General features: G+C 68.9%; 21 protein-coding genes, 2 tRNA genes, 1 pseudogene and 1 riboswitch. Of the genes and pseudogenes, 15 read left to right on the forward strand and 9 right to left on the reverse strand.

Annotated features, from left to right (window positions below):
• Positions 1 to 1,353 precede the first annotated feature (1,353 nt).
• The 6 genes and pseudogenes from ABT369_RS45260 to rpmH form a co-directional block, all read right to left on the reverse strand.
• Positions 1,354 to 2,181 (reverse strand): bifunctional 5,10-methylenetetrahydrofolate dehydrogenase/5,10-methenyltetrahydrofolate cyclohydrolase, encoded by an 828-nt coding sequence (locus ABT369_RS45260; RefSeq protein WP_350622583.1) that lies wholly within the window; start codon positions 2,179 to 2,181, stop codon positions 1,354 to 1,356.
• Positions 2,182 to 2,422: 241 nt separating this feature from the next.
• Positions 2,423 to 2,505: riboswitch (ZMP/ZTP riboswitch) on the reverse strand.
• Between the two features lie 230 nt (positions 2,506 to 2,735).
• Positions 2,736 to 3,350: a Jag family protein gene (locus ABT369_RS45265; RefSeq protein ID WP_350622585.1), complete on the reverse strand. Its 615-nt coding sequence runs from the start codon at positions 3,348 to 3,350 to the stop codon at positions 2,736 to 2,738.
• A 112-nt stretch (positions 3,351 to 3,462) separates the two neighbouring features.
• Complete coding sequence (gene yidC, locus ABT369_RS45270; protein ID WP_350622728.1) at positions 3,463 to 4,521, reverse strand: membrane protein insertase YidC; 1,059 nt, start codon at positions 4,519 to 4,521, stop codon at positions 3,463 to 3,465.
• A gap of 11 nt (positions 4,522 to 4,532) precedes the next feature.
• Positions 4,533 to 4,804 (reverse strand): annotated as a pseudogene (gene yidD, locus ABT369_RS45275) (membrane protein insertion efficiency factor YidD).
• Positions 4,801 to 5,196, reverse strand: coding sequence for a ribonuclease P protein component (gene rnpA, locus ABT369_RS45280; RefSeq protein ID WP_350622587.1), 396 nt, complete (start codon positions 5,194 to 5,196; stop codon positions 4,801 to 4,803). The pseudogene yidD and the gene rnpA overlap by 4 nt, the downstream one beginning before the upstream one ends.
• Positions 5,197 to 5,243: 47 nt before the next feature.
• Entirely contained in the window at positions 5,244 to 5,381 is a 138-nt protein-coding gene (gene rpmH, locus ABT369_RS45285) for a 50S ribosomal protein L34 (protein WP_033360019.1), read from the reverse strand.
• 541 nt (positions 5,382 to 5,922) lie between these two features.
• On the opposite strand from rpmH, the gene dnaA reads away from it, so the two are divergent.
• The 5 genes from dnaA to ABT369_RS45310 all read left to right on the forward strand — a co-directional run bounded on the left by dnaA (position 5,923) and on the right by ABT369_RS45310 (position 12,099).
• Positions 5,923 to 7,629, forward strand: coding sequence for a chromosomal replication initiator protein DnaA (gene dnaA / locus ABT369_RS45290; RefSeq protein ID WP_350622590.1), 1,707 nt, complete (start codon positions 5,923 to 5,925; stop codon positions 7,627 to 7,629).
• An 837-nt stretch (positions 7,630 to 8,466) separates the two neighbouring features.
• Complete coding sequence (gene dnaN / locus ABT369_RS45295; protein ID WP_350622592.1) at positions 8,467 to 9,597, forward strand: DNA polymerase III subunit beta; 1,131 nt, start codon at positions 8,467 to 8,469, stop codon at positions 9,595 to 9,597.
• A 15-nt stretch (positions 9,598 to 9,612) separates the two neighbouring features.
• Positions 9,613 to 10,485, forward strand: coding sequence for a phosphogluconate dehydrogenase (NAD(+)-dependent, decarboxylating) (gnd, locus tag ABT369_RS45300; protein ID WP_350622594.1), 873 nt, complete (start codon positions 9,613 to 9,615; stop codon positions 10,483 to 10,485).
• Between the two features lie 2 nt (positions 10,486 to 10,487).
• On the forward strand, positions 10,488 to 11,600 hold the full coding sequence (recF, locus tag ABT369_RS45305) for a DNA replication/repair protein RecF (RefSeq protein WP_350622596.1): 1,113 nt from the start codon (positions 10,488 to 10,490) through the stop codon (positions 11,598 to 11,600).
• Positions 11,536 to 12,099 (forward strand): DciA family protein, encoded by a 564-nt coding sequence (locus ABT369_RS45310; RefSeq protein ID WP_502891907.1) that lies wholly within the window; start codon positions 11,536 to 11,538, stop codon positions 12,097 to 12,099. The genes recF and ABT369_RS45310 overlap by 65 nt, the downstream gene beginning before the upstream one ends.
• Before the next feature lie 16 nt (positions 12,100 to 12,115).
• Here ABT369_RS45310 and ABT369_RS45315 read toward each other — a convergent pair whose 3' ends face one another.
• Positions 12,116 to 12,673, reverse strand: a complete 558-nt coding sequence (locus ABT369_RS45315) for a hypothetical protein (RefSeq protein ID WP_350622600.1) — start codon at positions 12,671 to 12,673, stop codon at positions 12,116 to 12,118.
• Positions 12,674 to 13,111: 438 nt separating this feature from the next.
• Between ABT369_RS45315 and gyrB the strand changes: the two genes are divergently transcribed.
• The 6 genes from gyrB to ABT369_RS45345 all read left to right on the forward strand — a co-directional run bounded on the left by gyrB (position 13,112) and on the right by ABT369_RS45345 (position 18,871).
• The gene (gene gyrB, locus ABT369_RS45320) at positions 13,112 to 15,055 is read left to right on the forward strand and encodes a DNA topoisomerase (ATP-hydrolyzing) subunit B (protein ID WP_350622602.1); all 1,944 of its coding nucleotides are present in this window, start codon (positions 13,112 to 13,114) and stop codon (positions 15,053 to 15,055) included.
• A 32-nt stretch (positions 15,056 to 15,087) separates the two neighbouring features.
• The gene (gene gyrA / locus ABT369_RS45325) at positions 15,088 to 17,610 is read left to right on the forward strand and encodes a DNA gyrase subunit A (RefSeq protein WP_350622604.1); all 2,523 of its coding nucleotides are present in this window, start codon (positions 15,088 to 15,090) and stop codon (positions 17,608 to 17,610) included.
• Between the two features lie 3 nt (positions 17,611 to 17,613).
• Positions 17,614 to 18,447 (forward strand): DUF3566 domain-containing protein, encoded by an 834-nt coding sequence (locus ABT369_RS45330; RefSeq protein ID WP_350622606.1) that lies wholly within the window; start codon positions 17,614 to 17,616, stop codon positions 18,445 to 18,447.
• Positions 18,448 to 18,575: 128 nt separating this feature from the next.
• A tRNA-Ile gene (locus ABT369_RS45335) sits at positions 18,576 to 18,649 on the forward strand.
• A gap of 1 nt (position 18,650) precedes the next feature.
• Complete coding sequence (locus ABT369_RS45340) at positions 18,651 to 18,779, forward strand: DLW-39 family protein (protein WP_345120593.1); 129 nt, start codon at positions 18,651 to 18,653, stop codon at positions 18,777 to 18,779.
• A 19-nt stretch (positions 18,780 to 18,798) separates the two neighbouring features.
• Positions 18,799 to 18,871 (forward strand) — tRNA-Ala (locus ABT369_RS45345).
• 617 nt (positions 18,872 to 19,488) lie between these two features.
• On the opposite strand, the gene ABT369_RS45350 is transcribed toward ABT369_RS45345, so the two are convergent.
• Complete coding sequence (locus tag ABT369_RS45350; protein WP_350622608.1) at positions 19,489 to 19,956, reverse strand: ArsI/CadI family heavy metal resistance metalloenzyme; 468 nt, start codon at positions 19,954 to 19,956, stop codon at positions 19,489 to 19,491.
• Positions 19,957 to 20,060: 104 nt separating this feature from the next.
• On the opposite strand from ABT369_RS45350, the gene ABT369_RS45355 reads away from it, so the two are divergent.
• Both ABT369_RS45355 and ABT369_RS45360 read left to right on the forward strand, forming a co-directional pair.
• Entirely contained in the window at positions 20,061 to 20,381 is a 321-nt protein-coding gene (locus tag ABT369_RS45355; protein ID WP_350622730.1) for an ArsR/SmtB family transcription factor, read from the forward strand.
• Positions 20,378 to 20,875 (forward strand): GNAT family N-acetyltransferase, encoded by a 498-nt coding sequence (locus tag ABT369_RS45360; RefSeq protein ID WP_350622610.1) that lies wholly within the window; start codon positions 20,378 to 20,380, stop codon positions 20,873 to 20,875. Before ABT369_RS45355 ends, ABT369_RS45360 begins: the two co-directional genes overlap by 4 nt.
• Before the next feature lie 9 nt (positions 20,876 to 20,884).
• On the opposite strand, the gene ABT369_RS45365 is transcribed toward ABT369_RS45360, so the two are convergent.
• Entirely contained in the window at positions 20,885 to 21,655 is a 771-nt protein-coding gene (locus tag ABT369_RS45365) for an SGNH/GDSL hydrolase family protein (RefSeq protein WP_350622612.1), read from the reverse strand.
• Positions 21,656 to 21,918: 263 nt separating this feature from the next.
• Between ABT369_RS45365 and ABT369_RS45370 the strand changes: the two genes are divergently transcribed.
• Entirely contained in the window at positions 21,919 to 22,647 is a 729-nt protein-coding gene (locus ABT369_RS45370) for an arginase family protein (protein ID WP_350622614.1), read from the forward strand.
• Between the two features lie 193 nt (positions 22,648 to 22,840).
• Entirely contained in the window at positions 22,841 to 24,502 is a 1,662-nt protein-coding gene (locus tag ABT369_RS45375) for a substrate-binding domain-containing protein (protein ID WP_350622616.1), read from the forward strand.
• The last annotated feature ends 8 nt before the right edge of the window (positions 24,503 to 24,510 follow it).

Raw genomic sequence — 24,510 nt, forward strand, 5'->3', positions numbered from 1 at the left:
GTGGCCGCGGGGCCGGTGGGGCTGACAGGGCTGGCGCTACCGGAGGGGCGGGGGATACGACTCGGGCTCGGCTCGGGGCGGGTTGCCCGGTGAGTGCTGGCGGTCGGTGCGGAGTGCTTGACGGCGCGAGTGGTGCGGTCGCGACGCGAGGCGGCTAAACGACGGGGAGGCAAGCGCGGCGGCGGAGCCGATTGGGCGCTTTGGCCGGCGTGGAGGGGTGGGCCGGGCACCCGAGCCGCGTGGGCGTGCATTCCGAGCGACGTGGCCATCGCTGCTGGCGCACGAGCGCCATTGGGGCACGAGCTGGGATGCGGGATGCGACCGGAAGCGCGTGATTGCTCCGGGCCTTGCGGGAGGCGTGTCCGTGTCGAGTCGGCAGTCGGTTGTGGTCCAGCGCGGTGTCGCAGACTGAGAGCCCTCGACGCGCCGACGGCACCGCCGGACGGGAAGGTGCGACCAGGAAGCTCGGCACGGGGCGACTGGCGAGCGCGCGACCCGCTGCGACCGATGGACGCAATCCGAGCGCGACGGGCGGGCGCGCCTCGGGTGCGACGGGCCGGCGCGCTTCGGGTGCGACGGGGCGGGCGCGGCGCGGGTGCGGCCGGCCGACTCGGAGCGGGGCAATACGTGAGCGGCAGCTGGAGCGGGCGGGCCTCGGGACGGCGGTGGGGAACGAACGCACCGGGCCGGCTGGACTAGCGCGGGGGTAAGCAAATCGGCCACGCGAGGCGTCAGTTGGCTGGGCGGGGGACTCGTCCGCGGAGCCAATGTCCTCCCCCCTTGGCACCGTGCTGGCGAGTTCGGACGAGCGGAGAAGTCACCAGTTCGCGACTGATGCCGAAGACCGCCCGGCAAGACCTCAGGCCCCTTAATCCTCACCGGGCCGGCGGCCAACTCTCCTCGGCTGTCGCTCGAGCCGCTTGGCAGTCGATCGACTCCTACATCCCCTCGTCTGCGGAACGACCCGTGCGCGTCGCCGCCGCCCACCCCGCCGCAGGGCCGCATTGAATATCGGCGGCCGAGCTCGGCGGACGGGCCGAACGACCACGGACTCACGAGCAGACGCAGGGCCCTCGTAGGCGGGCGACAAGCCGCAGCCACGAATTTCCCCTCGCCGATCGAAGCCACCGGGCGAGTCCGACCCCAGGAGCCACCAAACACGGACTGGGTATCTCACGCGCCGTCGACGCCCAGGCCCTCGATTCTTCTCGACAACACCGAACGGCACGCGGAAACGGCACGCGGAAACGGCACGCGGAAACGGCACGCGGAAACGGCACGCGGAGACGATGCTTATCGAGACCGAGCAGAGCCGGAGGAGCGGCAAACGCACCCCGCCCCTCCGGACCCGTTTCACGTGAAACGGCGCTCGGCGGCCTCGATGGCGTTGCGGAAGAGCATGGCCACTGTCGTCGGGCCTACGCCGCCCACGCGCGGGGTGATGGCGCCCGCCACCGTTTCGCAGGACTCGTCTACGTCGGGGAGGAGGCGGCGGCCGGAGTACCGTACGCCGCCGCCGATCACGATCGCGCCTGGCTTCACGTGCTCCGGCTGGATGATGCCCGGGACGCCGGCGGCGGCGATGAGGATGTCGGCGCGCAGCGTGTACCGGGGCCAGTCCGGCACCCCGGTGTGCACGACGGTCACGGCGGCATTCGCCGTGGGCCGCTTCTGGGCCAGCAGCATCGCCAAGGGGCGGCCCAGTGTCGCGCCGCGGCCGAGGATCACGACCTCGCGGCCGCTGACGGGGATCTCGTAGTGGGCCAGCAGTGCCTCGATGCCGGCGGGGGTGCAGGGGAGCGGGCCCGGGATGCCGGCCGCCAAGCGACCCAGATTCAGCGGGTGCATCCCGTCGACGTCCTTGTCCGGGTCGACTCGCATGAGGGCGGCGTCGTAGTCGAGGTGCTTCGGCGTCGGGTACTGGATCAGGAGCGCGTGCACGTCTGGGGCGGCGTTGAACTCGTCGATCGCGGCGTGGAGGTCGGCCTGCGTCGCGTCCGCCGGGAGGTGGCGGTGCGGGGAGTCGAAGCCGAGCTCGGCGGCCTGGCGTTGCTTGATCCGGATGTACCCGGCGCTGGCGTCGTCGTCGCCCACCAGAATCGTGGCCAGGGACGGGGTGATGCCTCGAGCGCGGAGGGCCGCCACCCGCGTGGCGACGTCCGCGAGGATGCTCTCCGCCACCGGAGCACCCGGCAGCAGGCGAGCGGAGCCGGACACGGGCGCGGAACCAGGCGCCGCCGAGGGACCGGAACCGGCAGCGGAACCAGGCGCGGAAGTCGAACCAAGCGCGGAAGTCGAACCAGGCGCGGAAGTGGAACCGGCCGAGGGGGTGGAAGTCGACGGGGCGGAACCGGCCGACGGAGTGGAGTCGGCGAGGTGGGAAGCGGAAGCTGGTGAGTTGGGCATACGACTCCTCGTCACACGTGAGAGCCCAGGCGGTCGACTCCCACGACGAGGCTTCCCGATGGTTGCCCATCCTCGATGCCGCCAGTCGCGTCAACAACCAGTATGCCCGTGGCGACGGGGGAGCGTCCAAGCGGGACCGCGGGCCAGAGCGGAAGCGGCCAACGCAAGGCCGGACCGGGCTGGCGATAAGGACAAGGCAGCCGTGAGCGAAACCGAGGGCAAGAGGCCGAGGGCAACCGGGCCGGCGAAAGGCCGAGAGCAAAAGGCCGAGGGCAAAAAACAGAACCGCCCCGGACGAATGCCGGGGCGGTTCAGGAAGAGCAGAAAAATCAAGCGGTCGGGCGAACCACGATCCGGCGGGACGGCTCCACGCCCTCCGACTCGCTCTCCACCCCGGGCAGGGCGTTGATGACGTCGTGCACGCACTTACGCTCGAACGCGCTCATCGGCTCCAGCCGCACAGCCTCGCCGTACTCCTTCACCTTCTCGGCCGCGTTCTTCGCGATCGCCCCGAGCTCCTTGCGCCGCAGCGCCCGGTACCCGCCCACGTCGAGCAGCAGCCGGCTCGGCGAACCCGTCTGCCGGAACACGGCCAACCGGCTCAGCTCCTGCAGCGCCTCGAGGGTCGCGCCCCGCTGGCCCACAAGAGCCTGCAGCCGCTTGCCCGAGCCGTCCCCGCCCTCGACGACCTCGACGACCGGCCGGCCGCTCACGACGAGCTCGTCGATGTCGCCGTCGTAGTCGAGGATGTCGAGCAGGCCCTCGACGTAGTCGGCCGCGATCTCGCTCTCGCGGAACAGGTCCGCGCTCGAGCGGCCCGAGCCGTTGGCCGAGGCCGAGGACTCCTCGTCGCCTTCGGTCTCGGACTCGGTGGACGCGGCAGCCGTCTGCTCGTCCAAGTCCTCGGCGCCGAGATCACTGGTGGTGTCGGTCACGAAACTCATCTCCGCTTGTTTGGGGCGCCGAGGCGCCGTCACAGGTCGTCGGTGAGGGGTGGGTTGCTTGCAGGGAGCGCCCCGCGCTGGGCTCGTTGAGGGGTGGCCCAGCGGGGTCGCATCAACCCGACTGCCGCTTCGCGGCGCCACCCTTCTTCGGGTTGATCGGCTTGGCGCCGGGCTTCGGAGCCCGGGACGGCCCGGCGGCCTCGGGGGCCGTGCCGTTGGCCTTGGCGCCGGTCGCCTTCGCCGCGCCCTTGCCGTTGGTCCGCTGCTGCACCGCGGCGTCCTCGCGGGCCTTGGCGAACAGCGCGCCGAACCCGCTCGGCTGCTTGACGTCGGCGGCCTTCTTGGCGCCGCCCTTGAACGGCGTGTTGCTGGTCGACGCGCTCGCCGGCGGCGGGTACTTGTGCAGCACCCAGTACTGCTGGGCCAGCGTGATGGCGTTGTTCGTGACCCAGTAGATGATGACACCGATCGGGAAGTACCAGCCGGACGTCAGGGTGAAGAACGGGATTCCGTAGAGCATGAACTTCTGGATCATGCGCTGCTGCGGGTCGGTGTTCCAGCCCGTCTTCTTGATCATCTGACGCTGCGTCAGGTAGGTCGTGGTGATCATCAGCGCGACCAGGATGGCGGCGACGATCTTCACCGTGGTCGAGCTCGCATCGATCTTCAGCAGCTCGGCCGTGCTGCTGCTGAACTTGGCGACGATCGGGGCATCGAAGAGGCGGGCGTCGACGGCGCTGAGGAACTCCGACTTGGTCCAGCCGTAGAGCTCCATGCTGTGGTCGGACATGCCCGGCCGGAGGTGGCGCAGCACGTGCAGGAGGCCGATGAAGACCGGGATCTGCAGGAACATCGGAAGGCAGCCCATGAGCGGGTTGACCTTCTCCTCCTGGTAGAGCTTCATGACCTCCTTCTGGAGGGTCTCCCGGTCGCCCTTGTGCTTCTCCTGCAGCTCCTTCATCTTCGGCTGGATCGCCTGCATCGCGCGCTGCGACTTGATCTGCTTGACGAAGATCGGGAACAGCACGACCCGGACGGTGATCACCAGGAAGACGATCGCCAGGACCCATTGCCAGTTGGTGCTCAGAACCCGGTGGTCCGGCAGGATCGAATCCCAGACGGTGTGCCAGAACAGCATCACCTTTGAGATCAGCCAGTAGATCCCGGCCATCAGCTTGCTAATCACGACACCGCTCCAGTCACGTCGACTCGGGCTCGGGCGAGTGTCCCCGGCGCGGTGGCACCGGGTCGAACCCACCGGGGTGGAATGGGTGGCAGCGCAGCAGCCGCCAGATCGCGAGGCCGATTCCCTTCACCGCGCCGTGCGTGCCGACCGCCTCCAGGGCATAAGCGCTGCACGACGGGTAGAACCGACAACGCGCCGGCAACGCCGGGCTTATCCAACGACGGTACGCGACGATGGGAGCTGCCACGATCCGGGCTCCGACGTTCATCGACGGACACCTCGGATCTTCGGTCGGCGCGCGGCTTCCAGCGCCGAGTCCAGGTCTTGCTGCAGAAGGTCGAAGGACCGGGTCGCCGCCTCGGGCAGCGCCCGCACCACGATCACGGAGCCCGCGGGCAGGTCGGCGAGGCGCGGGCGCACGAGGTGCCGCAGCCGCCGCTTCACCGTGTTGCGCACGACGGCGTTGCCCACCGCCTTGGAGACCACAAACCCGGCCGAAGGCGACAAGTCAGAAGGATCCGAAACGCCGGAAACCCCGGGCCGCGACGGCCCGGGGTTCAGGAAATGCACAACCACTGCCCCCCGGCCGGCGCGACGTCCGTTGCGAATGGTGGCGGCGAAGTCTTCCCGCCGCCGCAGTCGCTGAGCGGCCGCCAGCACGCTGCCTCCCGGAAGGCCCGGTCGAAGAAACGGCTTCGAACTGACAACTAAGCCGAGAGGCGGTCGCGCCCCTTGGCGCGGCGCGCCGACAGGATCGCGCGGCCGGCACGGGTGCGCATGCGCAGCCGGAAGCCGTGGGTCTTCGCGCGCCGGCGGTTGTTCGGCTGGAAGGTGCGCTTGCTCACGTCGGGGCTCCGTCTTCGTGACTGGCGGGACGCGGAGGAGGCGCCCACGGGATGTCGATCAGTGATTGGAGTTTACCAGGGAGCGGTCCTCCAACCGAAACAGGGTACGCGCCGCCTCACGGACCGTCAACGATCACGCTGCGAGCCGGGGTGTGAACAAAGAAATGCCTGGTAGAGGCCGAAATCCACAGGCTCGTTGTGGACAAAGGTTGAGTGGTTGTGGACAACGCTGTTAACGTGCCCGGTTGCCGGTAGACACCGCGACTCCGGCGACGGGACAAACTGGACTTTCCGGGATTCGACGGGCGTTCTGCGAGGGGGGCAGACACGCGCCCGACCTGCATGACCTCTGCGTAAGCGCTGATCACCGCACGGTCAGCACGGGACAAGAGGGAATCAGGACGATCCGTCCATGGGACATGACTCGTTGATACACAGGTTGTGGAAAACCTGTGGACAATGATGACCCGGGACGGCGGGAAGAACCGGGCACCGTCCACTCGCGGTGGGGGCCGCGAATGATGATGGGGGTGCGCGAACGGTGACGGACACCGACCTCGCAGCGATCTGGAACGCAGCGACGAACCAGCTCGCCGACGGGCTCGACTCGGCGCAGCAGCGTGCGTATCTACGCATGACGCGGCTGCGGGCGATCGTCGAGGACACCGCGCTGCTCTCGGTGCCGGACCCGTACTCGCGCGACATGATCGAGAGCCGGCTGCGCCCGGTCATCACCGAGGCGCTCTCGCGGCTGCTGGGCCGGGCCATCCAGGTGGCCGTGACCGTCCGGCCGCCCGAGGACGCGCCCTCGCTGCCGGCCCCGTCGGCGTCGCACTGGTCCAACGGCGCGTCGCAGTCGCTGCGCGAGCCGCTGCCGGGCGCCCCGATGTCCGGGGACGAGCCGACGGAGCGGATGCCCGAGCACCGCGTCAACCCGCTCGGCGAGCGGCGGGTCACCGAGCACCGGGGCGTCGCACAGGTACCGCCGCCGGAGCACGACCGCCTGTTCGACCTCCCGGGCGACGTCAAGCCCGCGGATTCCTGGCGCAACGAGCACTCCGGCACCGCCGTGGAGGCCGCGGCCGAACTCGGTCGCTACGAGTCGTCGAAGTACGAGCCGCACGAGCCCACGCGGGAGGAGCTGCCCCCGCCGCGGCCGTCGACGCCGGGCACCGGCCGCGAGGACCGCCGCAACGCCACGCCGGCCGGGGACTCCGCCGGAAACCGGCTCAACCCGAAGTACACCTTCGAGACCTTCGTCATCGGCTCGTCCAACCGCTTCGCGCACGCCGCGTCGGTCGCGGTCGCCGAGTCGCCGGCCAAGGCCTACAACCCGCTGTTCATCTACGGCGGCTCCGGGCTGGGCAAGACGCACCTGCTGCACGCGATCGGGCAGTACGCCACCATGCTCGGCAATGCGCGCTTCGTGCGCTACGTGTCGACGGAAGAGTTCACCAACGACTTCATCAACAGCCTGCGGGACGACAAGACGCAGGCGTTTCAGCGGCGGTACCGCGACGTCGACATCCTCCTGATCGACGACATCCAGTTCCTGGAGACCCGCGAGCGCACCCAGGAGGAGTTCTTCCACACGTTCAACACCCTGCACAACGCCAACAAGCAGATCGTGATCAGCTCCGACCGCTCCCCGCGCCAGCTGGCCACGCTCGAGGACCGGCTGCGCACGCGGTTCGAGTGGGGCCTGCTCGCCGACATCCAGCCGCCGGACCTCGAGACGCGTATCGCGATCCTGCAGAAGAAGGCGGCCCAGGAGCGGCTCTTCGCGCCGCCGGACGTGCTGGAGTTCATCGCGTCGCGGATCGCCTCGTCCATCCGCGAGCTCGAGGGCGCCCTGATCCGGGTCACCGCGTTCGCCAACCTGACCCGGTCCCCGGTCGAGCTCAGCCTCGCCGAGGAGGTCCTGCGCGACTTCATCCCCGACGGCTCCGGCCCGGAGATCACCGCCGACCAGATCATGGCGTCGACGGCGGACTACTTCGGCGTGAGCCTCGAGGACCTGCGCGGGCACAGCCGTTCGCGGGTCCTGGTGAACGCGCGTCAGGTGGCGATGTATCTCTGCCGCGAGCTGACCGACCTCTCGCTGCCCCGCATCGGGCAGGCGTTCGGCGGCCGCGACCACACGACCGTCATGCACGCGGACCGCAAGATCCGGCAGCAGATGGCGGAGCGGCGCTCGCTCTACAACCAGATCGCCGAGCTGACGAACCGCATCAAGCAGACGACCTGAGCCGCTTTTCCACAGTGATCCGGTCGTCCACCGGCCCTCTTCACAGGGTGTGGACAAGTCGTTGTCCACACCCTGCGCGCCCGGCCGACCTCGTGGTAGTCGCCAAGTGGCCCTACGTTGTCCACACCCCGCCCACAGGTTTTGCCTGGTCATCCACAGCCACATAGGGCCCGGGGTTGGTCGAGTTGTCCCCAGCTTCCACACGCTGTCCACAGAAATCCTGTGGATAACTTCGTTCGTGCCAAATTCCGGGGGTGAGTAACCGGGTGACTACCGAAAGCACACAGGCCTTGCCCACAGGCTGTGGATAACCCCTGGGGAGCACGTGTGGAAGACTTGTGGATGCATCCGGAGAGTGGTGGACAGGTGACCGAACGTGAGTGGAGTTCGGGCCATACGATATCCACAACCACGGGAAAACCCTGGGGATTACCGGTGGACAACCGGTGGAAAACTCCTGTGGATATTCGTTCGTCCACAATCCACAGGGCTGAGCCCACCGGCTCATGCACAGCTCATACCCAGTGCTATAAGTGCCTTGACCTGCGTAAACACGGGTTTTCCACAGTTTCCACACCACCTATGATTACGAGTAGTTTTTCTTTTAAGAAGAGAAGAAAAACAATCATCAGCGTGTGGATCGGGTCGGGCCGCCGGGTTCGGCGGGGTCGGTGCACGACCGCCCTCCGGAGGCCCTAAGGTTCGATGAGCGACCCCGGCACCGGCGACAATCGAGCCCACACACGTACGCCCCGGAGCGAAATCCCGGCGGCCAGGGCATCTGGCGCGCGAACAGCGGCGAACATGAAGTACCGATGACGATGCGGGAGGACCGCGATGAAGTTCCGAGTCGAGCGCGACGCGCTCGCCGATGCCGTCGCCTGGACGGCCAAGAGCCTGCCCAGCCGCCCTTCGGTGCCCGTGCTCGCCGGCGTTCTGCTGCGCGTCGCTGACGGTCGCCTGCAGGTGTCCGGCTTCGATTACGAGGTTTCCAGCCAGGTGACCGTCGAGGTCCAGGCCGACGCCGACGGCGCGACGCTCGTCTCCGGCCGCCTGCTCGCCGAGATCACCAAGGCCCTGCCGGCCAAGCCGGTGGACTTCGCCGCGGTCGGCGCGCACGTCGAGATCACGTGCGGCAGCGCGCGGTTCACGCTGCCGACCATGCCCGTCGAGGACTACCCGACGCTGCCGGAGATGCCCGAGTCCGCGGGCACCGTCGAGGCCACCGTGTTCGCCGGGGCCGTGTCGCAGGTCGCGATCGCGGCCGGCAAGGACGACACGCTGCCGATGCTGACCGGCGTGCGGATCGAGATCGAGGGCAGCAAGCTCACGCTGCTGGCCACCGACCGGTACCGCCTGGCCGTCCGCGAGCTCGAGTGGCGCCCGGACGAGCCCGACATGAGCATCGCCGCGCTCGTACCCGCCCGCACGCTCGACGACACCGCGAAGACCCTCGGCCCGCTCGGCGGATCGGTGTCGGTCGCCCTGTCGCGGGGCAAGGTCGGCGAGGGCATGATCGGCTTCGCGGGCGGCAGCCGGCGCACCACGTCCCGGCTGCTCGACGGCGACTTCCCCAAGGTGCGGGCCCTGCTGCCCGACACCCACAACGCGCAGGCGCGGATCCCGGTGGCGGCGCTCAACGAGGTGGTCCGGCGTGTCGGCCTGGTCGCGGAGCGCCAGACCCCGGTCCGGCTGTCGTTCAGCACCGACGGGCTCGTCGTGGAGGCCAGCGGCAGCGAGGACGCGAAGGCCAGCGAGGCGATGGACTGCCAGTACGAAGGCGAGCCGATGACGATCGCCTTCAATCACCAGTACCTGCTGGACGGCCTCAAGGCGCTCGACGCGCCGATCGCGGTGCTGTCGTTCACTGACCCGAAGAAGCCTGCGGTCATGTCCCCGGCCAAGGATGATGGAGAAATCGTCCCTGGGTACTGGTACTTGATCATGCCGGTTCGCATCGGCAGCTGATTCGGAGGCACGACAATGCAGCTCGGTCTCATCGGCCTGGGCAGGATGGGCTTCAACATGCGCGAGCGGCTGCGCGCCGCCGGGCATGAGGTCATCGGCTTCGACCATCACCCTGACGTCACCGACGTCGCGAACCTGAACGAGCTCGTCGAGAAGCTCGGCGCCCCGCGCGTCGTCTGGATCATGGTTCCGGTGCAGTTCACCGAGCCCACGATCGAGGAGCTCTCGGATCTGCTGCAGGCCGGCGACATCGTGATCGACGGCGGCAACTCGCGCTTCAGCAACGACAAGCCGCGGGCCGAGCGGCTCGGCGCCAAGGGCATCGGCTACCTCGACGTGGGCGTCTCCGGCGGGATCTGGGGCCGGACCAACGGCTACGCGCTGATGGTCGGCGGCGAGAAGCAGTACGTCGATCACTGCATGCCGATCTTCGAGGGCCTCAAGCCGGCCGGCGAGTTCGGCTTCGCCCACGCCGGCGGGCCGGGCGCCGGGCACTACGCGAAGATGGTCCACAACGGCATCGAGTACGGCATGATGCACGCCTTCGCCGAGGGCTACGAGCTGCTCGAGGCGTCGGAGTACGTCGACAACATCCCCGAGGTCATCAAGAGCTGGCGGGCCGGCTCCGTCGTGCAGTCCTGGCTGCTCGACCTGCTCGACCGCGCCCTGGACGAGGACCCCGACCTGGCCGGGATCAAGGGCTACGCCGACGACACGGGCGAGGGCCGCTGGACCGTCGAGGAGGCCATCCGCCTCGCCGTGCCCATGAACGTCATCGCGGCCTCGCTGTTCGCCCGCTTCGCCTCGCGCCAGGACGACTCGCCGGCGATGAAGGCCGTCGCCGCGCTGCGCAACCAGTTCGGCGGCCACGCGGTCAAGAAGGACTGAACTTGTACGTCCGGGGCCTGGAGCTCGTCGACTTCCGCAGCTACGAGCGGGTCGTCGTCGAGCTGGGCCCCGGGCCGTGCGTGCTCGTAGGCCCCAACGGGGTCGGCAAGACCAACCTCGTCGAGGCCCTCGCCTACGTGGCGACCCTGGAGTCGCACCGGGTCGCCACGGACGCGCCGCTGGTCCGCTTCGGCGCGGCCCGCGCCGTGGTCCGCTGCGCCGTCGTGCACGACGAGCGCGAGCTGCTCATCGAGCTGTCGATCGAGCCCGGCCGCGCCAACAAGGCCCGCCTCGGCCGCTCGCCCGTGACCCGCACGCGCGACATCCTCGGCGCCCTGCGCCTGGTGCTCTTCGCGCCCGAGGACCTCTCGCTGATTCGCGGAGACCCTTCAGAGCGGCGACGGTACCTCGATGAGCTGCTCGTCGCCCGCCAGCCCCGCTTCGCCGGGGTCCGGTCCGACTACGACCGGGTGCTCAAGCAGCGCAACGCCCTGCTGCGCAGCTCCTACCTGGCGCGCAAGACCGGCGGCAGCCGCGGCGGCGACCTGTCCACCCTGGACGTGTGGGACACGCACCTGGCGCGCCACGGTGCCCAGCTGGTGCGCGCCCGGCTCGATCTCGTCGAAGCGCTCGCCCCGCACGTGGCCAAGGCGTACTCCGCGGTCAGCGCGAGCCGCTCCGACGCGCGGATCGCCTACAACGCGTCGTGCGCCCTCGGCGACGATCTCGAGGCGGCCCTGCTCGCCGCGCTGTCGGAATCGCGACCGTCGGAGATCGAGCGGGGTGTGACGCTGGTCGGGCCGCACCGCGACGAGCTGACGCTGACCCTCGGCGAGCTGCCGGCCAAGGGGTACGCCAGCCACGGCGAGTCGTGGTCCTACGCGCTCGCGCTGCGCTTGGCCGCGTACGAGCTGCTGCGCGACGACGGCGTCGAGCCGGTGCTCGTGCTCGACGACGTGTTCGCCGAGCTCGACGCGGGCCGGCGCGACCGGCTGGCCGCGCTCGTCGGCTCGGCGAGCCAGGTGATCGTGACCTGCGCGGTGGAGGATGATGTTCCGTCGACGTTGCGCGGGATGCGCTTCGAGGTCGGCGGCGGGGAGGTTCGACGTGTCTGAGGCGAATCCGGAGAAGTCCGGGCCGGAGCTCGCGCGCGCGGCGGTCGAGGCCGCGCTGGCCAAGCACCGTGCCCAGCCGCGCCGGAAGTCCGTGCTCGACGGGCAGCCGCGCCGGCGGGGGTACACGGGACCGGGGCCGGACCCCCGCGACCCGCAGCCCTTCGGTTCGGTGCTCGAGCGCCTGGTCAAGCAGCGGGGCTGGTCGCAGCCGACCCGCGAGGCGCGGATCTTCGGCGAGTGGGCCAAGGTCGTCGGCGAGGACATCGCCGCGCACAGCCGCCCGCTCAAGCTGGAGGACGGCGAGCTGACCATCGAGGCCGAGTCGACCGCGTGGGCGACCCAGCTGAAGATGCTCGCGGCCAAGCTCCTGGCCGGCATCGCGCGTGAGGTCGGTCACAACGTGGTCAAGCGCCTGCACATCCAGGGGCCGAGCACGCCGTCGTGGAGCAGCGGGCCGCGCCGCATCCGGGGCCGCGGGCCCCGCGACACCTACGGCTGAGCCTTAGAAGTTCTGCTCAGAAGTCGGCATAGACCGCGAAGCCCCGGTGGGCGCAGCGGCGGTAGAACTTGGCCAGCACGTCGAGCTCGGAGATGGAGTACGACCACTGCGGCGCGTTGCCGGAGTCGTCCCGCAGCGCGTCCAGCCGGCTCTGGAGCCAGCGCAGCTGCTGCTCGGCGAGGCGGGAGCCCTCGAGGGCCTTGCGCAGCACCGAGCTCACGGTCTCGAACGTGATCTCGTCGCCGTATTCGGCGTGGCCGTTGACGAACCGCTCCAGCCCGCCGGCGATCCAGGCGCAGTCGTCCGGGCTGATGACGGGATCCTCGTCCTCGGCGGCCGCATCTGTGGCGAAGAGCACGCCGTTGAGTCCGAAGAGGAGGTCGACGAGCTCGGTGTACCCGGTCACGCGCACAGTGCCCGTCTTGGCCACGTGATCGGCCAGGGCCGACGCCGGCCCGGCGTGCAGTGGCAGCTTCTCCGCCAGGTCGGCGAAGTCGACGAACTCGGCCGGCGCCACCGGATCATAGAAGCGGCCGGTGCGCGGCCACTGCACGGCGACGTTGTCGAGCCCCATCGCGCACCCCTCATCTTTCACTTCTGCCCCGCCCCGCGGCGGCGAACATACGGCACGAACGGCCCCTTGCGCGACCCCCGGAAGCTCCAAAAGCCGGAATCGGAGGCTGTACTGCCTGTGCCGCCCGCCACCAGGCCGGAGTACCCCTCCCGCGTGGGGGGACCTTCGGCCCGCACCGTTCGGCCCGCTACGAGGACTACAGGCCCGTCCCGGTGCGAAATTGTCGCCCGGACACAGTAGGATTGCATCGGCTCAGAGAACAGTCGATCACATCCCGCGCGTGCGTCACAGCGGTGGTCGGCCGCAGGAGGTCAGGGCGCTTGCCAGAGGAGCGTCGGCTACCAGCGTGCCTTCTTCCGTCACCGCACACGCACCGACTCCGCACGCGACCCGGGGCGCCCACCAGCGCGGCCGGCCAGTGCGAGAAAGCGACCGAGGGTGGCAGCAAACAAGCCCGAACAGTCCTACGACTCCTCTTCGATCACCGTCCTCGAGGGGCTCGAGGCGGTCCGCAAGCGGCCAGGCATGTATATCGGCTCGACCGGCGAGCGCGGCCTGCACCACCTGGTGTGGGAGGTCGTGGACAACGCCGTCGACGAGGCGCTGGCCGGCTTCTGCGACACGATCGAGGTCACGCTGCGCGCCGACGGAGGCGTGCGCGTCGTGGACAACGGCCGCGGCATCCCGGTCGACATGCACCCCAAGGAGAAGCGGCCCACGGTCGAGGTCGTGCTGACCGTGCTGCACGCCGGCGGCAAGTTCGACGGCCAGGCCTACGCGGTCTCCGGCGGTCTGCACGGCGTCGGCATCTCGGTCGTCAACGCGCTCTCGACGCGCATCGACCTGGAGATCCACAAGGACGGGTACGTCTGGCGCCAGCGGTACAACAACTCCAAGCCGGACCCGCTGCAGAAGGGCGAGGAGACGGACCGCACCGGGACCAGCGTCACCTTCTGGCCCGACCCGACGATCTTCGAGACGACCACGTTCGTCTACGAGACGCTGTACCGGCGCATCCAGGAGTACGCCTTCCTCAACCGCGGCCTTCGGATCGAGCTGCGCGACGAGCGCCCGGACACGCCGGAGGAGAAGCGGGAGGTCGTCTTCTGCTACGAGGGCGGCATCGCCGACTTCGTGCGGCACCTCAACGCGACCAAGACCCCGATCCACCGCACCGTTGTCGAGTTCGGGGCCGAGGGCGAGGGCATCGCGGTCGAGATCGCCATGCAGTGGAACGAGTCGTACGGGGAGAGCGTCTACACGTTCGCCAACACCATCAACACGCACGAGGGCGGCACCCACGAGGAGGGCTTCCGCAGTGCGCTGACGTCGGTGGTGAACAAGTACGGCGCGGACAAGAAGTTCCTCAAGGGCGACGAGAAGCTCACCGGTGAGGACATCCGCGAGGGCCTCGCCGCGATCATCTCGGTGAAGCTGGCCAACCCGCAGTTCGAGGGCCAGACCAAGACCAAGCTCGGCAACACCGAGGCACGCAGCTTCGTGCAGAAGGTGTGCAACGAGTGGCTGGTCGACTGGTTCGATCGCAACCCCGCCGAGGTCAAGACCATCATCACCAAGGCCTCGCAGGCCGCCCGGGCGCGCATCGCCGCGTCCCAGGCGCGCAAGCTGGCCCGGCGCAAGTCGCTGCTCGAGTCCGGCTCGATGCCGGGCAAGCTGGCCGACTGCCAGTCCAACGACCCGCGCCTGTGCGAGCTGTTCATCGTCGAGGGCGACTCGGCCGGCGGCTCGGCCAAGCAGGGCCGCGACCCGCGGGTCCAGGCGATCCTGCCGATCCGCGGCAAGATCCTCAACGTGGAGAAGGCGCGCATCGACCGCGTGCTGAAGAACAACGAGGTCCAGGCGCTCATCACGGCGCTGGGCACCGGCATCCACGACGAGTTCGACATCGAGAAGCTGCGCTACCACAAGCTGATCCTCATGGCCGACGCCGACGTCGACGGCCAGCACATCCAGACTCTGCTGCTGACGCTGGTGTTCCGGTTCATGCGGCCGCTGATCGAGCTCGGGCACGTGTATCTCGCGGCGCCCCCGCTGTACAAGATCAAGTGGAACAAGAAGGGTGACGACGCGCAGTACGCGTACACCGACCGGGAACGCGACGGGCTGATCGAGCTGCGGCAGCGCACCAAGCCCAACGCGAAGCCGGATGACATCCAGCGGTTCAAGGGTCTGGGCGAGATGAACTACCCGGAGCTGTGGGAGACCACGATGAACCCCGAGACCCGGATGCTCCGCCAGGTGACCTTGGACGACGCTGCAACCGCGGACGAGCTCTTCAGCGTCCTCATGGGCGAAGACGTGGAAGCGCGCCGCTCGTTCATTCAGCGAAACGCCAAGGACGTCCGGTTCCTCGACATCTGATCCCGGCCGGCTAGAGAGAAGGAATAGACAGCGTGACGGAACCGACTTCCACCCCTGAGAACCCGGAAGAGACTCCGGCCGAGGGTGGGTCTGCGGTCGCCAGCCGTATCGAGCCGGTCGGCATCGAAGTCGAGATGCAGCGTTCGTACCTCGACTACGCGATGAGCGTCATCGTCGGGCGAGCCCTGCCCGACGTGCGCGACGGCCTCAAGCCGGTGCACCGCAAGATCCTCTACGCGATGTTCGACGGCGGCTACCGCCCGGACCGCGGCTACGTCAAGTGCGCCCGCGTCGTCGGCGACGTGATGGGCAATTACCACCCGCACGGCGACGCCTCGATCTACGACGCGCTGGTCCGCATGGCCCAGGGCTGGTCGCTGCGCTACCCGCTGATCGACGGCAATGGCAACTTCGGTTCGCCGGGCAACGACCCCGCCGCGGCCATGCGGTACACCGAGGCCCGCCTCGACCCGCTGGCCATGGAGATGCTGCGGGACATCGACGAGGAGACCGTCGACTTCGTCCCCAACTACGACGGCCGGGCCCAGGAGCCCACCATCCTGCCGTCGCGCATCCCCAACCTGCTGGTCAACGGCAGCACGGGCATCGCGGTCGGCATGGCCACCAACATCCCGCCGCACAACCTGCGCGAGATCGCCGCGGCCGTGCAGTGGTGCCTCGACAACCCCAACGCGGACGAGGCCGAGACCCTCGACGAGCTGATCGGCATCGTCAAGGGCCCGGACTTCCCCACCAAGGGCCTCATCGTCGGTACCGCGGGCATCATCGACGCGTACCGCACGGGCCGCGGTTCCATCCGCATGCGCGCGGTCGTCGAGGTCGAGGAGGACCCCCGCGGCCGGACCATCCTCGTGGTGACCGAGCTGCCCTACGCGGTCAACCCCGACAACCTCGCCGAGCGCATCGCCGACCTGGTGAAGGAGGGCAAGCTCGCCGGCATCGCCGACATCCGCGAGGAGTCCTCCGGCCGCACCGGCATGCGCCTGGTGATCGTGCTCAAGCGCGACGCGGTCGCCAAGGTGGTGCTCAACAACCTCTACAAGCACACACAGCTGCAGGAGACGTTCGGCGCCAACATGCTGGCGCTGGTCGACGGCGTGCCCCGCACGCTCAACCTCGCGCAGTTCGTGCGCTACTACGTCGCCCACCAGGTCGACGTCATCGAGCGGCGCACCCGCTACCGGCTGCGCAAGGCCGAGGAGCGCGCACACATCCTGCGCGGCCTGGTCAAGGCCCTCGACATGCTCGACGAGGTGATCGCCCTCATCCGGCGCTCGCCGAGCGCCGAGGAGTCCAAGAACGGCCTGATGAACCTCCTGGACATCGACGACATCCAGGCCACCGCGATCCTCGACATGCAGCTGCGCCGGCTCGCCGCGTTGGAGCGCCAGCGCATCTTCGACGAGTTGGCGAAGATCGAGATCGAGATCGCGGACTACAAGGACATCCTGGCCAAGCCCGAGCGGGTGCGTCAGATCATCTCGGACGAACTCGCCGAGATCGTCGCCCGCCGCGGCGACGACCGCCGCACCCAGGTCATCCCCTTCGACGGCGAGGTCTCCATGGAGGACCTCATCGTCCGGGAGGACGTTGTGGTGACGATCACGCGGACCGGCTACGCGAAGCGCACCAAGGTCGACCTGTACCGCTCGCAGAAGCGCGGCGGCAAGGGAGTCTCGGGTGCGACACTGAGGCAGGACGACATCGTCAGCCACTTCTTCGTGTGCTCCACGCACGACTGGATGTTGTTCTTTACGAATAAAGGTCGGGTCTACCGGGCAAAGGCCTACGAGCTGCCCGAGGCGAGCCGGGCGGCGAAGGGTCAGCACGTCGCCAACCTGCTGGCCTTCCAACCCGAAGAGCACATCGCGCAGGTGATCGAGATCCCGAATTACCAGGTGGCGCCGTATCTTGTCCTCGCGACGAAGGATGGCCTGGTGAAGAAGACCAAGCTGGAGGAGTTCGACTCCAACCGCTCGGGCGGCATCATCGGCATCAACCTGCGCGAGGACGACGAGCTGGTGGGCGCCGCGCTGCTCGGCCCGGAGGACGATCTGCTGCTGGTCAGCAAGCAGGCCCAGGCGATCCGGTTCACGGCCAACGACGACACGCTGCGCCCGATGGGGCGGGCCACGTCGGGCGTGATCGGGATGCGCTTCACCGACGGTGACGAGCTGCTCGCCATGGAAGTGGTCCGCGAGGGGATGGACCTGGACGTTCTGGTGGCCACCGATGGTGGTTTTGCCAAGCGGACTCCCATCGAGGAGTATCCGGTGCAAGGGCGCGGCGGCAAGGGCGTCCTCACCGCTAAAATCACGTCGCGGCGCGGTGGTCTCGTCGGCGCTGTGGTTATAAGCCCGGATGACGAGTTGTTCGCCATCACCTCAAATGGTGGCGTGATCCGGACTCCCGTGAAGCCTGTACGGCGTACGAGGGATCGGAACACAATGGGGGTCAAGCTCATGGACCTTCCCGAAGGTGTAACCATCGTCGCGATCGCCCGCAACGCCGATGAGCCCGACGAACAGGACTAGTTGATGACAGACACTCAGGCGAAGTCGGGGACCGCCTCGGCAACCGATGAGGCCAAGAAGGCCGGAGAGGCTGCCATGACGGGATCTGACTCGGGGGCGCCTGCCGCCGGTGGGGAGCCTGGCTCCGTCAACGGGGCCGGCACGTCCGGCGAGACGACGAGCGGGGGCACGCCGAAGTTCATGCGTGCCCCGGGCATGGCGCCGCCGCCCGACTCCCTGACGGTGCCGATCCAGTCGCCGGCCAGCGCCGGCGGCTCGACGCAGCCGGTCTCGTTCCCGGGCTCGGGCATGGGCACGACCGCCACGGGCACGGCCAGCGTCTCGGCCATCGCCCGCGCCGCCGTGCGCACGCCGGCCGCGGCCGCGACCCAGGCCATCAACACGCCGACCCCCGCGGTCAGCGGCTCGGCCCGCGTCACCGAGGCCGTCCGGGCGGCCCGCAAGACGGTCAGCTCCGCCGTGGGCCGCGGCCCACGGCGGGCCCGGCTGCACCTGAAGCGAATCGACCCGTGGTCGGTCATGAAGTTCGCCTTCGCCGTGAGCTTCGTCCTCTTCGTCGTCCTGATCGTCGCGACCTCGGTGCTGTACCTGGCCCTGGACGCGATGGACGTCTTCAAGAGCATCAACAAGCTCCTCGCCGACCTGGTCAGCTCGACCGGCGGCTCGGCCGACAGCACCTTCCGCATCACCGCGAAGGGCGTCATCGGCGGCGCCGCCCTCCTGGGCGTCGTGAACGTGGTCCTGTTCACCGCCCTGGCCACCCTGGGCTCGTTCATCTACAACGTGTGCGCCGACCTCGTCGGCGGCATCGAGCTCACGCTCGCCGAGAAGGACTGACCTGCGGTTTCATCCCCCCTGGTCCCGGCGCGCCGCGCCAGGGGGGAACCGGTTTGGGGCGGGCGCGTGGGGTACGGTAACCTTCTGTTCGCACCGCTTCGGGGAGGTCTTCCCGAGGGTGTGTTGATGGGGCTATAGCTCAGTCGGTTAGAGCGCAGAGCTGATAACTCTGAGGTCGCTGGTTCGATTCCAGCTAGCCCCACATGTGGAAAAAGGTGCTGCTGGTGGTTGCCGTTGTCGGAGCCGCCGCCTATGTCGCGAAGCGCGTCAAGGCCGCGAGCGAAGAGCGCGCCCTTTGGCACGAGGCGACGACTGCCCCGGACCTGCGCTAGTCTGTAGCCCAGCCCGAGCGGGGGCGTAGCTCAACTGGCAGAGCACCGCCTTTGCAAGGCGGGGGTTAGGGGTTCGAGTCCCCTCGCTTCCACCGTCGATGGGCGCACCCTGCTCACAGGGCTGCGCCCTGTTCGCCGTTGCGACGGTGGATCCTTCCCGCTCGCTTCGCTCGCTCGAGGCGGGGGGTTCCCACCCCGCACCCCCCATGGTCGCTTCGCATCCCACTGGGGCGCTTCGCTTCCAGTTGTGAATCGTCATCTTGCGGTCGTGGATGATCTTTCAGGCTGTCGGTCCTATCGACGTCTCGCGCTGTGAACCCTTGAGTTTGTGTTGTGGGTGATCGCGGTGTCATCCGTTTGCTTCCCAGGTCGTCATGTGCCGCTCCACAAGCTCGCGTACCTGGCGGCGGAGGCGCTTGTCATACGGCCACGTCATTCCCTCGGCCTTGAATACTGCGTCGGCGAAAGCGTCCACGTTGGCTGGAGGAGACTCGCCTAGCCGATGACGGTCGTCGGGCGGTAAGCAGAAGCCGAGTTGGGTGCACAGCTCCGTGAGGAGCTGCTCGACGTTGGAATGCAACCGGGGTCGTGACGGGACCATGGCGACAGCATGGGCCGGTTGTCCGGCACGACCAAGCCGGCGGTGTTCACTTCCCGCGGTTAGAGCGGGCCCGGTGTGCGAGACCGGGCCGCGCTCGCGTCGGGTCGATCAACAGGCGCAACCGCCGGTGGTCGCGGTTGCTGGGGTGGTGTCGTCCTCCAGGGTGCCGTCGGTGCAGCACTCGCTGTCCGCGTCCTTGACCAGTTGGTCGGCGTCACCCTTGACGACGTACACCTCCCATGGCTCCGCGCCCGGCCCGCGCACCCACACCTTGTCCTGCAAGGCGTAGCAGCACTCGGTGTCGTTCTCCTCCAGCGTGATCAGGCCCGCCTCCGTCAGCCGGGTCGTGGCGGCGGTGACCTCCTCGGTGGAGAAGACCTCCACACCGAGGTGGTCCATGACGGTCTCCTGCCCCGCCTCGCCTTCCAGCAGCACCAGCTTCAGCGGCGGCTGCTCGACGGCGAAGTTCGCATAGCCCGGCCGCCGCTTCGCCGGTTCCACTCCGAACAGCTTCGAGTAGAACGCCACCGAGCCCTCCAGGTCCGCGACCCGCAGCGCCAGCTGTACCCGTGACATCACATCACCTCTGTCTAGACGTTGGTCTAAGTAAGAGATTGCACCGCTGACTAGACAGCTGTCAAACTAGACGGGTGTCGAGACAAGACGACTGCTGCACACCGATGGTCACCGAGGCCCTCGGCGAGGAAACCGCCGCGGACCTCGCGCGCGGATTCAAAGCTCTCGGCGATCCGGTCCGTCTCCGCCTGCTGTCCCTCATCGCCGCTCGGGCCGGCGGAGAGGTGTGCGTCTGCGACCTGACCGACGCCTTCACCCTGACCGGGCCGACGATCTCGCACCACCTCAAGGTGCTGCGCAAGGCCGGTCTCGTGGACTGCCAGCGCCGGGGCACGTGGGTGTACTACTGGATCATCCCTTCGCGGATGGCCGCCCTTTCGCAGCTGCTCGACACGTCCACCATCACCGTTGCGGCGACCGCATGAGCCGGACGAGGCTCACGCCGATGGCCAACGAGCACGCCGCTCAGGTCCTCGACATCTACGCCCACGGCATCGCGACCGGCAACGCCACCTTCGAGACCGAGCCGCCCGCCTGGTCCAGGTTCACCGCGAGTCGCCTGCTCGAACACCGCTTCGTCGCGCTCGACGCCGCCGATCGGGTCTGCGGCTGGGTCGCCTGCGGTCGGGTCTCCGACCGGTGTGTCTACGCGGGCGTGGTCGAACACTCCGTGTACGTCCACCCCGACGCCCGAGGCCAGGGAGTCGGCCGCGCCCTGCTCGACGGACTCATCGCGTCCACCGAGGCGGCCGGCATCTGGACCATCCAGTCGGGCATCTTCCCGGAGAACACCGCCAGCCTTGCCCTGCACGCCGCGTGCGGGTTCCGCACCATCGGCACACGCGAACGCGTCGGGCAGCACCATGGCGCGTGGCGCGACGTGACGCTGATCGAACGCCGCAGCCCCGTCATCGGGTGACCAAAGGGGTCAGTCGGAGAGGGGGGCGAGCTCCGGGCGCTTCGCGGTCACCCTGTCGCCCGAGGACTTGCCCGTCAGGCGGCGTTTCACCCACGGGGCCAAGTGCTGCGTCGCCCACTTGGCGTCGGCCGCCTTGCGCGACATCCACGACAGTTCTTCGGGCGGCGGCGGGGCCGCCAGCCAGTCCGGGTCGCACGGCACGTTGAGCTTCGTCAGGACGTGGGCGGCCACTCGGCGGTGGCCCGCGGGCGAGAGGTGCAGGCGATCGATGCCCCACAGGCGGGGGTTGGCGAACTCCAGGTCGTCCCACAGCGAGATCACGTGGGCGCCGTACTTCACGCCCACCGACTCGATGGCGTTGTTGAACAGGTCGACCCGGGGGCGGAGCATCTTGCCGCCGGGCATGCGGCCCGTCATGTCCGCCCAGCGGAACATCACCACGTCCGCGCCGGTGGCTCGCAGCTTCTCGATGGTTCGGTCGAAGCGGGCGACGATGCCGTCGTACTCCCAGTTTCGCCGCAAGGCGTCGTTGCCCCCGCCGGCGAAGCTGATCAGGTCCGGCTTCATGGCGACCGCCAGCGGCACCTGCTCCGCCACGATGTTGTCGAACAGGCGGCCCCGGACGGCTAAGTTGGCGTACCGGAACTCGGGGCTCGACGCCGCCAGCACACCGGCGACCAGGTCGGCCCATCCTCGGTAGCCGCGCCCGTCGGGCTCGGGATCGTCAAGGCCCTCGGTGAAACTGTCGCCCACCGCCACGAAACTCGACCACCGCGCCACCCTCTGCTCCTCCCCGTCATCTGCCCCGTTGGCATCCTGTCAGGGGCCAAGTACGTGGGAAAGCGACTTTGCCGCACACCACACCCTTCCTGACACGAAGGGCGAGGCGGGCCTGTGGATGACGCCTGTGCACATGTGGATAAAGCTGTGCACAAGAAGGCCCCGGAGCGGTGAAAGAGGCAGCTCAGGGCGGCATTGCGTGCGGCCGGGTGGCGCGTGTCAGCACTGTGGATGAATCGCCCTCACCTGGCTAGGGTCAACGCATGATTCTCGTCCCGTACCACCTCGACGAGCGCCTCGCCGGGCTCGAGGCCGACCTTCCGGCCGCGCTCGACACCGTGGTGACCGCGGAGCTGCCGGACGGGGACATCTGGACGCGGCTCGCGGCGCTCTACGAGCGGGTCGCCGACGAGGTCGCCCGGGCCGAGCGGCCGCCTATCGTGCTCTCGGGCGACTGCACCGTCTCGCTCGCGGCCGTGGCCGGGCTCCAGCGCGCCGGCGAGGACGTCGGGGTGGTGTGGTTCGACGCGCACGGGGACGTGCAGACGCTGGAGACGTCGACGTCGGGGTACATCGGCGGAATGCCTTTGCGCCTGCTCGTCGGGTATCGCCCCGAACTCATCGCCGAGCGGCTCGGGCTGCGGGCCGTGCCCGAGGAGCGGGCGGTGCTCGTGGACGCGCGGGATCTCGATCCCGCGGAGGTCGAATATCTCGCCGGCGCTAGTCTCATGCGGTACGACATCAATGCAATTCGACCCCCGGACGGTAAGTTTCTCGTTCACGTCGATCTCGACGTCGTGGATCCGGTGGAACTCCCGGGGTTGATGTATCCGGTCGATGGCGGGCCCTCCGCCGGCGAGCTCCTGGACGCCGTGGGCGACCTGGTGGCGACCGGGCGCGTGGCCGGGCTCGACGTCGCCTGCACCTGGCGTCCGGACGGCGGCAACGAACGACGGCGGAACTTGGTCGCCGCGCTTACTAAGGCTCTCTAAAGCAAACTCAAAGGGTTTCGAACCCAAAGTAATCGCACAAAAGCACAGTGTATTTGGCGCCCGCGAAACACCTTCACGATTGGCCGAACGCGTGACCCGAGAAGCGCTTGTCTAGGGAATATTGGTAGCTGTGAGAGGACGGCATCGGGCAGCGGACCTGAGGAGCAACGGGTTCGTAGCCCTCGCGGCCGGCATGATCCTTCCCCTCGTCGCCATCGGTGCCGTCTACGGCGGGTACCGCGCCATGTCGACGTCGGGCTGCGCGGGGACGGTGCGCCTGTCCATCGCCGCCAGCCCGGAGATCGCGCCGGTCATCAAGGACGTCGCGGGCCGGTGGGTGAAGACCAACCCACGGGTCAACGACGAGTGCGTCGCGGTCGACGTGGTCTCGGTCGCCTCCGGCGAGGTCGCCGCGGCGATCGCCGGCGAGAGCGGCGCGACCGTGCCCGGCGTCGGCCAGGCCGACGGCAAGACGCAGGTGCCGCAGGTCTGGATCCCCGACTCGTCGATCTGGATCCAGCGCATGCGCGCGGCCCGCGAGGATCTCGTGACCCTCGCGTCGCCCTCCCTGGCCCGCAGCCCCATCGTGCTGGCCGTGCCCGAGCCCACCGCGAAGCAGCTCGGCTGGGTCGAGAACAAGGTCACCTGGAAGCAGGTGCTCGAGCAGATCGTCGGCAACAGCCAGGTCGTGCCGGGCATCGTGGACCCCCAGCGCGACTCGGTCGGCGTGTCGACCCTGGTCGCGATGGCCTCGGTGCGCGACCAGTTCGGCCCCGAGGGCGACTCGCTGACCGTCGGCGCCGTAAAGTCGCTGATGTCGGGCAAGACCGAGCAGCAGTCCGGCCTCATCGGGCGCTTCCCGCGCGACGCCGACCCCCGGACCCTGTCCACCGCGGTGACCCTCGCGCCGCTGTCCGAGCAGGCGCTGCACGCCTACAACGCCGCCGGGCCGGCTGTGCCGCTCGTGGCCGTGTACCCCGACCCGGCCCCCATCGCCTTGGACTTCCCGTACGCGGCGATGCCCCGCCTGGCCCCGGACCGCGAGGCCGCAGCGGAGGCGTTCCGCCAGCAGCTCGCCGGCGCCTCGTTCCGCAACCTGCTGGCCCAGCACCAGCTGCGCGCCAACGACGGCACGGTCGGCACCGGCATGACGCTGAGCCCGAGCGCGCCGCCCGGCGGCCAGGTCACGCCGGTGCCCGACGCCAACGTGATCTCCAAGGCCCTGCAGATGTGGACCGAGATCACGCGGCCGTCACGCATGCTCGCCGTCGTGGACGTCTCGGCCGCCATGAAGTCGCCGGTGCCCACGGCCGGCGGGCTCACCAAGGGGGAGGTCGCGGTCCAGGCGGCGCAGGGGGGCCTGGACCTGTTCCCCGACTCGTGGGCCGTCGGGCTGTGGTGCTTCTCCACGGCCATGGCGGGCAACCACGACTATCAGGAGCTCGTGCCGATCGGCCCGCTGACGACCCAGCGCGACCAGTTACGGGGCGCGCTCGGGGGCCTCAAGCCCAACCCCAAGGGCGGGAGCGGGCTGTACGACACCATCCTCGCCGCCTACCAGACGGTGCAGCAGGGCTGGGACCCCGGGCGCGGCAACTCGGTCGTCGTGGTGACCGGCGGCCGCAACAACGACCCGAGCGGGCAGTCGCTCGACGGGCTGGTCGGCTCGCTGAACAAGGCCGAGAAGAAGGACCAGCCGGTGCAGATCATCATCATCGGCGTCGGCTCCGAGGTGAACCAGGCCGAGATGCAGCGCATCGTCGACGCCACGGGCGGCGCGGTCTTCATCGCCTCCGACCCGTCTAGGATCGGGGACATCTTCATGAAGGCCCTCGCACTCGACGACGGACGCTGAAATGCAGT

Source organism: Dactylosporangium sp. NPDC000244 (genome assembly GCF_040300725.1).
Classification (GTDB): domain Bacteria; phylum Actinomycetota; class Actinomycetes; order Mycobacteriales; family Micromonosporaceae; genus Dactylosporangium.

Coding starts and splice junctions, on each gene's coding strand:
- ABT369_RS45315 (WP_350622600.1), bottom strand. CDS start 12,673: ATGGGGCTCGACAACGTCGCCGTGCAGTGGCCGCGCACCGGCCGCTTC.
- ABT369_RS45375 (WP_350622616.1), top strand. CDS start 22,841: ATGATCCTTCCCCTCGTCGCCATCGGTGCCGTCTACGGCGGGTACCGC.
- ABT369_RS45340 (WP_345120593.1), top strand. CDS start 18,651: ATGTGGAAAAAGGTGCTGCTGGTGGTTGCCGTTGTCGGAGCCGCCGCC.
- ABT369_RS45360 (WP_350622610.1), top strand. CDS start 20,378: ATGAGCCGGACGAGGCTCACGCCGATGGCCAACGAGCACGCCGCTCAG.
- ABT369_RS45330 (WP_350622606.1), top strand. CDS start 17,614: ATGACAGACACTCAGGCGAAGTCGGGGACCGCCTCGGCAACCGATGAG.
- dnaN (WP_350622592.1), top strand. CDS start 8,467: ATGAAGTTCCGAGTCGAGCGCGACGCGCTCGCCGATGCCGTCGCCTGG.
- gnd (WP_350622594.1), top strand. CDS start 9,613: ATGCAGCTCGGTCTCATCGGCCTGGGCAGGATGGGCTTCAACATGCGC.
- ABT369_RS45310 (WP_502891907.1), top strand. CDS start 11,536: ATGTTCCGTCGACGTTGCGCGGGATGCGCTTCGAGGTCGGCGGCGGGG.
- ABT369_RS45370 (WP_350622614.1), top strand. CDS start 21,919: ATGATTCTCGTCCCGTACCACCTCGACGAGCGCCTCGCCGGGCTCGAG.
- ABT369_RS45355 (WP_350622730.1), top strand. CDS start 20,061: ATGGTCACCGAGGCCCTCGGCGAGGAAACCGCCGCGGACCTCGCGCGC.
- ABT369_RS45265 (WP_350622585.1), bottom strand. CDS start 3,350: ATGAGTTTCGTGACCGACACCACCAGTGATCTCGGCGCCGAGGACTTG.
- ABT369_RS45350 (WP_350622608.1), bottom strand. CDS start 19,956: ATGTCACGGGTACAGCTGGCGCTGCGGGTCGCGGACCTGGAGGGCTCG.
- yidC (WP_350622728.1), bottom strand. CDS start 4,521: ATGGCCGGGATCTACTGGCTGATCTCAAAGGTGATGCTGTTCTGGCAC.